A 12,721-nucleotide genomic window follows, 5' to 3' on the forward strand; every position below is an offset into this window, starting at 1 on the left:
CGATCGTTTCTACCTCACTAACTGGCAATCTGCTGTAATTCATAACTCATAACTCATAACTCATAATTCATAATTCATAATTCATAATTCATAATTCATAATGCTTATCTCCAATACCTCAAGTTCTTTAATTGATACCTTACGCCAAAGACGGCAAAGACTAGCTCAAATTATAGATTTTCCCGCAGTTCTTTGGTCAGGAAGCCGCAATCCGCGCAATTTTGCTGCTAACGTCTATCCATTTCGCGCTAGCAGTCATTTTCTCTATTTTGCTGGTCTAAACCTAACAAATGCTGCAATTCGCTTAGAAGCTGGGAAGCTAGAGTTATTTATGGACGATCCTCATCCTAGCAGCGCCCTATGGCATGGAGAAATGCCCAAACGTGAGGAAATCGCCCAAATTATTGGCGCTGATAGTGCTAAACCAATCTCAGAATTAGAGTTTTTGGTAGCAGACGCAGCCACGATCCCAGCTCAAGATGCAGCCACATGGACAAAACAATCCCAACTGCTAAATAGGTGGGTTTTACCGCAAAATCCCCCCCAAGGAATTGATTTAGAGTTAGCCAAGGCTGTTGTATCCTTGCGCCTCACCCACGACGAAGGGGCGTTAGCTGAATTACGCAAAGCTGCGGCTGTGAGTGTAGAAGCCCATAAAGCCGGAATGTCAGCCACAATGCAAGCAAAACGCGAAGCAGAAATTCGTGGAGCAATGGAAGGAGTCATCATCGCTCATAATATGACTACTTCCTACAACAGTATTGTCACAGTCCACGGTGAAGTATTGCACAACGAGCATTATCACCACTCCTTGCAACCAGGCGATTTACTATTAGCCGATGTGGGTGCGGAAACAGAAACAGGCTGGGCGGCGGATATTACAAGAACTTGGCCTGTGTTTGGCAAATTTTCATCTACCCAAAGAGATATTTATGATATTGTTCTAGCCGCCCATGATGCTTGTATTGCCAAAATCCGTCCTGGCGTTGAGTATGGCGAGATTCATCTATTAGCAGCCACAGTAATTGCCGAAGGATTAGTAAATTTGGGCATTTTACAGGGAAATGCCGAAGATTTAGTATCTAGAGATATTCATGCTTTGTTTTTCCCCCACGGTATCGGACATCTCTTAGGCTTAGATGTGCATGATATGGAAGACTTGGGAGATTTAGCAGGCTATGAAGAAGGGAGAAACAGAAGCGATCGCTTTGGCTTAAGTTACCTGCGTTTAAATCGTCCTCTCCGCCCAGGAATGCTAGTTACAATTGAGCCAGGTTTTTATCAAGTTCCAGCAATTTTAAACAATCCTCAAAATCGCTCAACATTTCAATATACAGTCAACTGGGACAGATTAGCGGAATTTGCTGATGTCCGAGGAATCCGCATTGAAGATGATGTATTAGTCACAGCAGAAGGCAGCGAAGTTTTAACGGCTGCATTACCCAATGATGCCGATACCATAGAACAATTAATCAATAGCCAATAGCCAATAGTCAACAGTCAACAGTCAACAGTCAACAGTTATCCCCCTTCCCAGATACGTATCAGGTTGCTCAAGTCGCAAGGAAAACTACTAAGCTGGTAAATAGCACGTTTAAACTCTACTGAAAATTTCTACTGCCTCACTACCTGTAATCGAAATTATGTTTGATGCATTAGCCGATCGTTTAGAATCTGCCTGGAAGAAACTACGGGGACAGGATAAAATTTCCCAGTCCAACATTCAAGATGCTTTGCGCGAGGTTCGCCGCGCTTTGTTGGAAGCAGATGTCAACCTCCAGGTAGTCAAAGATTTTATTAGTGAAGTCGAAGCCAAAGCACAGGGATCTGAGGTAATCGCTGGCGTGCGCCCTGACCAACAGTTCATCAAAATTGTTTACGATGAATTAGTTCAGGTGATGGGGGAAGAAAATGTCCCCTTGGTAGAAGTCGAGGGAGAAACTACCATTGTCCTCATGGCTGGATTGCAGGGTACAGGTAAAACCACTGCTACGGCTAAGTTAGCTTTGCATCTGCGGAAATTAAATCGCAGCTGTTTGTTAGTAGCTACAGACGTATATCGTCCAGCCGCGATCGATCAGTTAATCACCTTAGGTAAACAAATTGACGTACCAGTATTTGAACTGGGAAGCGATGCAGATCCCGTAGAAATTGCCCGCCAAGGTGTAGAACGGGCTAAAGCAGAAGGCGTAAATACAGTAATTATTGATACTGCTGGTCGTCTGCAAATAGACGCAGATATGATGGCAGAATTAGCCAGAATTAAACAGACAGTCCAACCCCAGGAAACCTTGTTGGTAGTGGACTCGATGACTGGTCAAGAAGCCGCCAATTTGACCCGCACCTTCCATGAAGAAATTGGGATTACTGGTGCAATTCTTACCAAGCTAGATGGTGATAGCCGAGGTGGTGCTGCACTATCCGTCAGACAAATTTCTGGCGCACCGATTAAGTTTGTCGGCGTCGGTGAAAAAGTCGAAGCGCTGCAACCATTTTACCCAGACCGGATGGCATCGCGGATTTTGGGTATGGGTGATGTCCTCACCTTGGTGGAAAAAGCCCAAGAGGAAATTGACTTGGCAGATGCAGAACAAATGCAGGAGAAAATTCTCTCAGCCAAGTTTGACTTTACCGACTTTCTCAAGCAATTGCGCCTGCTGAAAAACATGGGATCGCTGGGTGGAATCATCAAAATGATTCCGGGGATGAACAAGCTTTCTGACGACCAACTAAAACATGGAGAAACCCAGCTAAAACGCTGTGAAGCGATGATTAACTCCATGACTCGCCAAGAAAGACGCGACCCCGATTTATTAGCTAGTTCTCCCAGCCGCAGACGGCGGATTGCTACGGGATCTGGCTATAAAGAAGCAGATGTGAGCAAACTCGTAGCCGATTTCCAAAAAATGCGATCGCTCATGCAACAAATGGGTCAAGGTCAATTTGGTATGCCCGGAATGTTTGGCGGTATGGGTAACGCCTTCGCCGGCGGAGGTAATCGCCCCCCCGCCCCAGGTTGGCGCGGCTACACCGGAAACAATCCCGGCGCAGCGAAAAAGAAAAAGAAAGAGAAGAAAAAGAAAGGCTTCGGCAATCTTTAGTCAATAGTCAACGGTCAATAGTCAACAGTCCACCGTCAACAGTCATCAGCCTAAACAATTGTACAGACGCGATTAATCGCGTCTCTGACAAATGACCAATGACAAATGACCAATGACCAATGACCAATAACAAATAGCAGTTCATCCCCAGCAAGTGCTAAAATTAGCATTCCAGGATGGAAAATTGTGCCTAAAAGAAGTTGAGCCTCAACTTAACGGCAATAGCCAAAATTAGTTTGTCGGCTCCTTAAGGTCGAAAACTACAGAAAAAAGTCTTTTGACTTTGGACTATGGACTTTTGACCGATACAAAACCGCACTTACTTCCAACTGAAATCTACAAAACAGGAGAACGATTTTTCAATCATGATCAAACTGCGCTTGAAGCGATACGGTAAAAAGCGGGAAGCGAGTTACCGCATCATAGCTATCAACAGCCTCGCTCGCCGCGATGGTCGTCCCTTAGAAGAACTGGGATTTTATAACCCCAGAACAGATGAAGTTAGATTGGACGTTCCCGGAATCGTCAAGCGACTGCAACAAGGTGCTCAACCAACTGACACCGTTCGTCGCATCCTAGTAAAAGCTAATGTTTTTGAACAGGTCAGTGCCACAACAGCCGCATCATAGTATCGGAAACCAATCCTCCTCAGCCAGCCCCAATTACGAAGGGTTGGTGAGGTTTTTAGTGCAGCCGTTTTTAGAATCCCCAGAGTCTTTAAGCGTCGATTGTGAAATTTCTCAAAGTCTCAACAAGGCTTGGATTCGCATCGCTTTTGACAGTGCAGATAAAGGCAAAGTATTTGGTCGGGGAGGACGCAATATTCAGGCGATTCGCACAGTAATTGCCGCAGCGGCCGAAGTAGCTGGACAATCAGTATATCTGGATATCTATGGCAGCAGCGCCTCACGGGAAGGCGGATCTTTTGATGAAGATAGGGAAGAGCGATTACCGCCACCCAAATCAAGAGAACGACGCGGAAACGGAAACGGCCCCAGACCAATCGCCAAACCCCGCACCCGCTAGGTGGAAACTTTATAGCCAGTCTGGGCGGTTTATTATCCGCTCAGACATTCTGGTCAAGAGGAATGGTTAAAAAACGCCAAATTTGGTACTCTGGCATCAGTAGTGTGAGCCATCGCTTGATTAATTAATGGGTGTTTCCCATCAAGAAGAGCGATCGCACACTGCTTATACTTAGCGATAATCATATATAACTCTGAACAATCTCTGTCAGGAGGTGAAACCAGGGAGTGGCTGAAGTTCGTTTAGGTGAAAATGAGTCAATAGACTCAGCGCTGAGACGTTTTAAAAAGAAAATTCAAAAAGCCGGCATTTTGTCAGAAGTTAGACGCCGGGAACGTTACGAAAAGCCTAGTTTACGACGCAAGCGTAAAGAGGAAGCCGCACGCAAAGGTGTGCGCTACTAAATTCAAAGTAGCGTCTTTGCTAAAGGTGGTTAACCTAAATTAACTATCTAATTTAAGGTTTGAAACTATTTGATAGCAAACCTACTAAAAGTAGAGATGTGATTCATCGTATCTCTACTTTTCTCCTTGAAGAGGGGCTAGGGACAAGGAGAACAAGGGGGACAAGGGGGACAAGGGGGACAAGGAGGACAAATGACTAATGACAAATGACTAATGACTAATAACTAATGCCTTAAAAGGAAAATTTTATAATTAAAAAATACTATGGCAGAGGCCTATAAAATTGAGCTGCCGAATATTTCAAGTGCGATCGCTTTAGCTGGAGATGGAGAAGAAAATCTCAAACTTTTATCCCAGCAAACAGGGGCCAGCTTGGTATTACGCGGACAGGATTTACATATTTCGGGAACGCCCAAGCAAGTTGATTTAGCTTCGCGATTAGTGCGATCGCTTGAAGAAATCTGGGTTAAAGGTAATACTATCTCCAGTGCGGATATTTCCACAGCCCGTCAAGCTTTAGATACCCATCGCGAAGGCGAATTACAAGACTTACAGCGCGATATCCTCGCCAGAACTCGCCGGGGTGAAGAAATCCGCGCTAAAACCTTTCGTCAGCGTCAGTACATTGATTTCCTCCGCAAGCGTGACTTAGTTTTCTGTACCGGGCCTGCGGGGACTGGTAAAACCTTTCTCGCTGTCGTTGTCGCCGTCCAAGCACTCCTCGCCAACCAATTTGAAAAGATAATTTTAACCCGTCCCGCCGTTGAAGCTGGTGAAAAACTCGGTTTTTTACCCGGAGATTTACAGCAAAAGGTTAATCCTTATCTCCGCCCCCTTTACGATGCGATTAATGAATTTATCGATCCGGAAAAAGTTCCTAATTTAATGGAACGGGGTGTGATTGAAGTCGCACCACTGGCTTATATGCGCGGACGTACTCTAAATAACGCCTTTGTGATTGTCGATGAAGCCCAAAATACCACACCCGCCCAAATCAAAATGGTTTTGACGCGATTGGGCTTCCGTTCGCGTATGGTAATTACAGGTGACATGACACAAACCGATTTACCAATCAACCAACAATCAGGTTTAGCTGTAGCCTTACACGTGTTAAAAAACGTTGAAGGTATTGCTTTTTGCGAATTTTCCCAAAAAGATGTCGTGCGTCATCCCCTAGTTCAGCGCATCGTCGCTGCTTACGAACAATACGAAAAATAGTTCATAGTCAAAAGTCCATAGTCAAAAGTCAAATGACTAACTACTTTTGACCATTGACAATTGACTAATGACAATTGACCCTTGACCCTTAACTCTGAATCATGACTACTACTTTGAAAGAATTTTTAACAGCTTGCGAAAACTTAGGAACTTTGCGTTTAATCGTCACTAGCAGTGGTGGTGTATTAGAAGTTAGAAGCAAGTTAGAAAAGCTATTTTATGCAGAGTTACCTAATAAGGGTAAATATGCTAATATGCATACCGAAAATTTTGAATTTCACTTGAATATGGACAAAATTACACAAGTGAAATTTGAAACTGGTGAAGCGAAAAGAGGGAATTTTACAACCTATGCTATCCGCTTTTTAGATGAGAAACAAGAGCCAGCTTTAAGTTTCTTTCTACAATGGGGTAAGCCTGGAGAATATGAACCAGGTCAAGTAGAAAATTGGCAAGCCCTGAAAGACAAATATGGCGAAATTTGGCAACCTTTACCAGCCGAAATTTAATACCAATTTGACAAAAGAATGCGACAGATTGTAGGGGCAAGGCAATGCCCATAGGTGTCAAGTTAACGTTAAACTCTGATCCTACCTCGCTCCCACGCAGAGCATGGGAGCGAAAATCTGTGGGCTGCTGCCTCAATTTATTCAGCTTTCGAGGCAGAGCCTCGCAATACGCATTTCCAGCCGGAGGCTGGAAACGAGATAGAGAAGGCTTTTGAGCTTAAGTTGACACCAAGGGGCAATGCCTTGCCCTCTAAAATATATTGATGTGTCGCCAACATTATTTGAATTGGTATAATTTTGGAATTAGGCATAGTGCATAAGTAAATTAAGTAAATAAATATTATTTATTTATCACTAAATTATCTGCTCTTACATAGCTTTTGCACCGCTCACAATCAAACGCTTAAACAAACCTTCTGACCAACCTGTTTCGCGCAAAACAGCAGATGAAGATACTTCAATATAAGCTTGCTCAATAAACGCCAAATCAATCATACACATGCGCCCAAGAGCATCTTTTAAATTTGCACTTTTACCATCTTTTGTTAATCGCTTACCTACCTCATATATTACCGTTGCCATTGCAGGGACAACATGTTGAGGGCCAATTCCCAGGCGGACATGAACTAGACCAATTTTCCAACGCCTTTCTGCATAAGCATTACCCCAATTATCCATACCTGTAAACATTTCGTGAAACCATTGAATAAAAGTTTCATGGAGGCGATGCATCCGCTCATTACTCGCATGTAAAATTGCATCCATTTCCGCATCGCGTCCCAAGTATGCATAAAAATGATCCGCCATTTCCGAAGCTACTTCTAAGCCCCAATTTGCTTCAGATTTAAGTAATTCTTTATCCTCAGATGTCAACCCAATGCGCTTTTCTAGAGTAGCCATGAAAGTATGTGGATCTAAAGTCATGATTCCGATTTCCTAAAAATTAATCAGCAGTGGATAAAATGGTATTTTTTCAGCGCCAGCAATTTATAAATTGTGAACCCTACAATTTAGAGCTATTGACAGAATTCACAATTTATAGGTGTTGACTGTTGACTGTTGACTGTTGACTGTTGACAGATTTGAAAGCCTTGTATTTTCAGGGTTTTATCTGAGCTTGATGTCCTAATCTATCTGCCTACAGCTATATTATGTGTATCTAGGTTTTTGTGAGATAAAATCTTTTGTTCGCGAATTTGCACAATTAGCCTTAATTGCCCTGAAATTTAAGCAACTAAAGGTGCAATTTGAGCTACAGCACGTTTGATTTCTAGGAACAATAAACCTTGTTTAACAGCAGCGTTTGCTAAAACTAATAAAACTGCATCGGGGCCACAACTCACAACAATTCCAAAACCTTTTTCACCTTCAACTACAATCCGGTCAATAGTTCCTCTAACTAATTCACTACCTATGCGTTCGCCTAAGGAAAGCATAGCTGCTGACATTGCTGCGGTGCGGTCTTCATCCATTTCGCTTGGTAATACTGAAGCTAAGGCTAAACCATCTGGGCTAACTAAAGCTGCACCTTGAATGTGGGATGTACCACTAACAAATTCTTGGAGAACCTGTTGCAACATGGAAATATTTATCATGGCTTTTTCTTCAGTAAATATTGGTAAAATTTGTTGATTAGTTGTTTGTGAATCAATTGGCAAATTTGCAGGTTGATCTATATCCCTAAACATTGCTATAAATGTTCGAGGAATTAGTTTGATGATTTTGCCCAAATGCATTGAGGCTAATTTGCTAGCTAAATAATCTCAGGTTTCATAATTGCTGCAGTCAGTACTTTTAAAGCCTCGATAATTGAAGCTTTTTGAGTCGGATTTACAACCATTAAAGGCGGTGTTTGGCTTGCATTATGTAATGTCAAAGCGATCGCTATCTCTTCTGGCGTTGCGGCTGTGGGACAATCCATGTGAGTTAGTCCTATAAGTATGGGAATTTGCACCCTCTGTTTAACAAAGTCGAGAATCTGCAAGCCGTAGTGGAAATACTCCGGACGGTGAGCATCTACAAGCACAATGCAAGCCTGAACTTGGCGAATAAGGATATCCCACATAAAGTCAAATCGGGGTTGTCCTGGCGTGCCATAAAGGTAAAGTAATTGATTAGGTACGAGAGAGTGCAGCCCAAAATCAAGCGCTACCGTAGTTTTATCCTTGAATAACGCTATTTCATCTGTACTCTTTTTATCGGTATCAACGATTTCTATGTCACTGATACTGCGAATTAAGCTCGTTTTCCCTGCACCTACGCAACCTGCGATCGCAATACGTAGGATTTCCGTTTCCATCTCCGCAACGATCATATTTATATAGCCCTTGAGATAATCGTAGAGCTACCTTCTATGAGCGTGGATGCAATTATAATTACCCACACTGATATTAGGAGTGGAAATATACTCTGGAAGCACATCAGTAGTTCCAGTATGCTTTGAAAATTTTAACGTAACTATTGTTCAGCGTAGATGCAACTATCAATCAAGCAATTACACCAGTTATTAGGCACCCTGAAACTCGTTCATCAGTACTTTAACGGATTTTACACTATTATTAATTTACTTTTCAAACAGTAAACCATTATTTTTTTGTATATAAATTAGTGTGTTACATCATACAAATTAAATTTATACAATAACTGCATATTTAGTTATCTGATCGGTGATAAGTAATGTTTACTAATGTTTTGGCAAAAGTTTACAAAATGTAACACAATAATTCTATAAATAACTTTTTACTTGCTCAACAATCAATTGCTAGCTATGAAGGCGATTTGGAGTTTTTGCTTAGTGGCTTTGTTCCTCTTCGGGTGGAGTGGGAACGCTACAGCTGGAGAATTATCAGACAGACTAGCGAAGTTTCCCCAATGGGAAAAATTAACCTCTGTACAACCTGCTGTAGGTGATTTAGCATATCCTGATTGGATGGCAGGTGATTGGAAAGTTAAAAGTACATTAGTAGATTTAGTTGCACCTTTAGCACCAGATATAGTTACACCAGGATTTGACGCTAACAGCAAACAACTCAATCAGCCGATAAGTTTTTTAGTTAGATTTATTCCTGAAAAATCTCCGGTTTCTCGCAGCAAAACTCTTCCACAGATAAATCAAAAATCCTCAATATTAGTAGCCGATAGAGTTTTTAATAGCCTGAATTTAGCCCGCGCTTATTTAGGTAACGAAGCGGTGTTATCTGTAAAAATCGATCCAAATTCGCCTAATCGCCAAATAACATTATTGCGCGGCGATCGCCAATTAGTTTCGATTGTAAGCGATCGCGCCACAGAAACCACTGCTGATGGCGAATTTATCACCACCGAAGTGTTTCAACAACTGTTTAAAGGTGGTTCTCGTCCTTATTTAAATAAGGTAGAATCTACTACGGCTTACCGCCAAGTTTCTCAATCTCCGCCAACTATAGAAGCGGATCAAGTAACTGCTGTCTACCTTTCACCGCAAGATCCAGATTACTTTATTGCTAATTCTCATCCAGTTGCACTTTATCGCTATCGCCTAGAATTTTCACCTTCCTAATTAGCAACTACTCCTTAAGATTGATTTCGAGCGAGAGAACTTGACTACATTGTATTACACATGTAGTATATAAATTCCAAGCTCACGTTCTTGGAAAGAGTGCATCATGGCCAAATTTCGAGACATTATACATTATTTTCGCCCCTACTGGGGTTTGAGTATTTTTAGTATTGCTGCATCCAGCGTTTACGAACTGATTGATTTAGTTGTACCTTATGCCATTGGACAAATTTTAAACGTCTTATCTAATGAACCATTAGATAAACCGTTAGGAAGTGCGATCGCAACTTTTTCTTCTCTCATTAATTACCCAGTTGATAAAAATCTTTCCTTGGGTATATTGTTAGGGGTGATTTTTGTAGTAACGGTTGTCAGAGCGCCTACACAACCTTGGTTAACCAGTTGGTTTCACTGGGATATAGCCTTAAGAGCGCGTAGAGAAAAAACTGAAACAGCCATAGCTAAAATTCTCACGCTCCCACTAGAATTTTATGATGAAAATAACCCTGGAAGAATAGCTGGGAGAGTAGCTAGAGGACTGGCTAACCACACTTGGACATATCCAGAAATAGCCGGACAATTAATTCCCAAATTAATCCGGGTGTTGGGAATTTTCGTGTTTATCTTGTTAATTGATTGGCGGATTGCGACTTTATATATAATTTCCTTTGCCATTATTCTCACCTTTAGTTTGCGAGATTTGCAAAAGATCATTAGTTACGAAAGCTGGCTAGATAGGTATATGGAAAATACCGAAAGTCGCACTTCTGAGCTAATCACTAATATCAAAACTGTCAAAGCATTTGCAACGGAAGCTAAAGAACTCAACAGACAAGCACAACGATTAGATCGGGAATTAAAAATAGTAGATTATCGCATCCACAAAGCTTACGTAGATCTCCTAACTTGGCAGAAAACAGTAATTCAATTCTGTGTATTTGCCATACTCGGCTTAACTTTAGCCGCCACAGTAGGTGGAAAGATTTCTCTTGGTCATTTCGTCATGACATTAACTCTTTCCAGCATGGCATATTCTGAATTAGAACCTATCAGCAACTTAGCAGAAGTATTCGCCCGTCGCTATTCTTCTATGTTGCGATTTCACGAATTTATCCAAGAACCAACTGGCGCGGATACAGATGGTTTATTAGCAGTAGAAAAACAAAGCGAATCACCTTATCAATTTACCGGGAAAATTGAGCTATCCCATATCCATTTTGGCTATGATGCCAACCGTTTAGTATTGGAAGACATCAACTTATTGATTGAGCCATACCAAACAGTAGCCTTAGTTGGGCGTTCTGGTTCCGGTAAATCTACCTTAGTCAAACTATTGTTGCGGTATTTTGAACCACAACAGGGACAAATTCTCATTGATGGACAAGATATTCGCACATTAGATGTAGGGAAATATCGCCGCAGATTAGCGATCGTTCACCAAGAAGTCGATATCTTCAACGGTACTGTGTTAGATAATCTCACCTATGGCAGACCAAATGCCACCTTTGAGCAGGTTCAGGAAGCCTGTAGGATAGCCAGAGTCGATGAAGTACTACAATGCTTACCCCAAGGTTATTACACCGTTGTTGGTGAACGTGGCGTGAGATTATCTGGCGGACAAAGACAGCGCTTGGGAATTGCTAGAGCCTTACTCGTAGAACCAGACATACTAGTGTTTGACGAAGCTACCTCCAGCTTAGATTACGAATCCGAGCGTTCCATTCAATTAGCCATGCGATCGATTCAAGGAACCCGCACCACAATCATCATCGCCCACCGCCTGAGTACAGTGCGCGAGGCCGATAAGATTGTCGTTCTCGATCGCGGAAGAATTGTAGAAGTTGGTAGCCACGAGGAACTTTTGCGCCAAGAGGGTATTTACCGCCGCTTGCATTCCTTGCAAGAAACTGGCGAACTCCTGAGTTAGCTTCAAGAAACTGGGTTTATTTACTTAACCCAGTTTTCCCAAAAAAATTTTTCTCAACCCCTTGCAGTCTCAAAAACTTGGTGCTATTGTTATAAATCGTGATGCAAAACGGGTCGGTGTCCGAGTGGTTAATGGAGACGGACTGTAAATCCGTTGGTTTGCGCCTACGCTGGTTCAAATCCAGCCCGGCCCACCACTTCACAGTTAAGAGTTATAATCGCTGAGTGATCGTAATTGTCCCAGCATTATAACTCTCAACTATAATAAAAGTTAAGTTTTGCCCGTGTGGCTCAGTGGTAGAGCACACCCTTGGTAAGGGTGAGGTCACGAGTTCAATCCTCGTCACGGGCTTTTTATTTTGTCTATATAATCTACGCTAAATTAAGGGTTTCAGCCCTTACAAAAGATTTAGAGATGCAAAAACTGAGTTCTTTACTCACATTCTTGACTATGATTTGACTATGATTTGGCTATGATTTGGCTATTGGGTCAAAATTTTCGTTATCCTGCTTGTTTTTTTGACTATGATTTGACTATGATTTTAGTGGAACACAAAGTATTAGAACAATTGGAACCGCTATAGTTACAGCTATTTTCAGGTAAATAGACCACGCTGTAGGGGCACGGCACTAGTAAAATTATTGTATGTACCAAAGATTGCCGGTGCCGTGCCCCTACTACGACAGATGTGGTTTAAATAGGTGAAAACTGCTGTAATTTTATGTTGGGTTGAATGCAAACACCCCCATCGTAGCTTCTTTATAAATTAATTGAGAATCATAGTAATCGTAGGTTGGGTTGAGGAACGAAACCCAACGCTTAAACACTTTGGTATTGTTAGATTTTACGGGAGCATCCCAAATGTGCAAAAACGCCCTCACCCTATAAGGGCTTGTCATTACCAACATCTTTTAAAGTGGAAATGGGGTGTATTAGAGTCAGAGTATGAAATTAGAAAATTTCACAGACCTCCAAACTTGGGCAGTTGAACAATGGGG

General features: G+C 42.0%; 13 protein-coding genes and 2 tRNA genes. 11 read left to right on the forward strand and 4 right to left on the reverse strand.

Annotated elements, in window-relative coordinates; genetic code table 11:
- The first annotated feature begins 100 nt into the window (after positions 1 to 100).
- The 4 genes from H6G08_RS33945 to H6G08_RS33960 all read left to right on the forward strand — a co-directional run bounded on the left by H6G08_RS33945 (position 101) and on the right by H6G08_RS33960 (position 4,127).
- Positions 101 to 1,486 (forward strand): aminopeptidase P family protein, encoded by a 1,386-nt coding sequence (locus H6G08_RS33945; protein ID WP_190551248.1) that lies wholly within the window; start codon positions 101 to 103, stop codon positions 1,484 to 1,486.
- Between the two features lie 157 nt (positions 1,487 to 1,643).
- Positions 1,644 to 3,101, forward strand: coding sequence for a signal recognition particle protein (gene ffh / locus H6G08_RS33950; RefSeq protein WP_190551250.1), 1,458 nt, complete (start codon positions 1,644 to 1,646; stop codon positions 3,099 to 3,101).
- A 365-nt stretch (positions 3,102 to 3,466) separates the two neighbouring features.
- Positions 3,467 to 3,730, forward strand: coding sequence for a 30S ribosomal protein S16 (gene rpsP / locus H6G08_RS33955; RefSeq protein ID WP_096590652.1), 264 nt, complete (start codon positions 3,467 to 3,469; stop codon positions 3,728 to 3,730).
- A complete protein-coding gene (locus tag H6G08_RS33960) occupies positions 3,690 to 4,127 on the forward strand; it encodes a KH domain-containing protein (protein WP_096645352.1) in 438 nt (145 codons plus the stop codon). Before rpsP ends, H6G08_RS33960 begins: the two co-directional genes overlap by 41 nt.
- A 53-nt stretch (positions 4,128 to 4,180) precedes the next feature.
- On the opposite strand, the gene H6G08_RS38420 is transcribed toward H6G08_RS33960, so the two are convergent.
- A complete protein-coding gene (locus H6G08_RS38420; protein WP_277877859.1) occupies positions 4,181 to 4,312 on the reverse strand; it encodes a hypothetical protein in 132 nt (43 codons plus the stop codon).
- 42 nt (positions 4,313 to 4,354) lie between these two features.
- Between H6G08_RS38420 and rpsU the strand changes: the two genes are divergently transcribed.
- The 3 genes from rpsU to H6G08_RS33975 all read left to right on the forward strand — a co-directional run bounded on the left by rpsU (position 4,355) and on the right by H6G08_RS33975 (position 6,258).
- Entirely contained in the window at positions 4,355 to 4,531 is a 177-nt protein-coding gene (gene rpsU, locus H6G08_RS33965) for a 30S ribosomal protein S21 (protein WP_086682879.1), read from the forward strand.
- Positions 4,532 to 4,795: 264 nt separating this feature from the next.
- Positions 4,796 to 5,749, forward strand: a complete 954-nt coding sequence (locus H6G08_RS33970; RefSeq protein ID WP_190551251.1) for a PhoH family protein — start codon at positions 4,796 to 4,798, stop codon at positions 5,747 to 5,749.
- 101 nt (positions 5,750 to 5,850) lie between these two features.
- Positions 5,851 to 6,258: a ChuX/HutX family heme-like substrate-binding protein gene (locus H6G08_RS33975; protein WP_190551253.1), complete on the forward strand. Its 408-nt coding sequence runs from the start codon at positions 5,851 to 5,853 to the stop codon at positions 6,256 to 6,258.
- A gap of 369 nt (positions 6,259 to 6,627) precedes the next feature.
- Here H6G08_RS33975 and H6G08_RS33980 read toward each other — a convergent pair whose 3' ends face one another.
- The 3 genes from H6G08_RS33980 to H6G08_RS33990 all read right to left on the reverse strand — a co-directional run bounded on the left by H6G08_RS33980 (position 6,628) and on the right by H6G08_RS33990 (position 8,572).
- The gene (locus tag H6G08_RS33980) at positions 6,628 to 7,182 is read right to left on the reverse strand and encodes a protoglobin domain-containing protein (protein ID WP_190551255.1); all 555 of its coding nucleotides are present in this window, start codon (positions 7,180 to 7,182) and stop codon (positions 6,628 to 6,630) included.
- A 302-nt stretch (positions 7,183 to 7,484) separates the two neighbouring features.
- On the reverse strand, positions 7,485 to 7,946 hold the full coding sequence (locus H6G08_RS33985) for a roadblock/LC7 domain-containing protein (protein ID WP_390626889.1): 462 nt from the start codon (positions 7,944 to 7,946) through the stop codon (positions 7,485 to 7,487).
- 65 nt (positions 7,947 to 8,011) lie between these two features.
- On the reverse strand, positions 8,012 to 8,572 hold the full coding sequence (locus H6G08_RS33990) for a GTP-binding protein (RefSeq protein WP_242046392.1): 561 nt from the start codon (positions 8,570 to 8,572) through the stop codon (positions 8,012 to 8,014).
- 444 nt (positions 8,573 to 9,016) lie between these two features.
- On the opposite strand from H6G08_RS33990, the gene H6G08_RS33995 reads away from it, so the two are divergent.
- From H6G08_RS33995 to H6G08_RS34010, 4 genes are all read left to right on the forward strand, one after another.
- Positions 9,017 to 9,796: a DUF6816 family protein gene (locus tag H6G08_RS33995; protein WP_190551265.1), complete on the forward strand. Its 780-nt coding sequence runs from the start codon at positions 9,017 to 9,019 to the stop codon at positions 9,794 to 9,796.
- Between the two features lie 106 nt (positions 9,797 to 9,902).
- Positions 9,903 to 11,723: an ABC transporter ATP-binding protein gene (locus tag H6G08_RS34000; RefSeq protein ID WP_190551259.1), complete on the forward strand. Its 1,821-nt coding sequence runs from the start codon at positions 9,903 to 9,905 to the stop codon at positions 11,721 to 11,723.
- Between the two features lie 110 nt (positions 11,724 to 11,833).
- A tRNA-Tyr gene (locus H6G08_RS34005) sits at positions 11,834 to 11,919 on the forward strand.
- 83 nt (positions 11,920 to 12,002) lie between these two features.
- Positions 12,003 to 12,074 (forward strand) — tRNA-Thr (locus H6G08_RS34010).
- Positions 12,075 to 12,721: the final 647 nt, after the last annotated feature.

The organism is Calothrix anomala FACHB-343, from assembly GCF_014696435.1.
GTDB classification, from domain to species: Bacteria; Cyanobacteriota; Cyanobacteriia; order Cyanobacteriales; family Nostocaceae; genus Aulosira; species Aulosira anomala_A.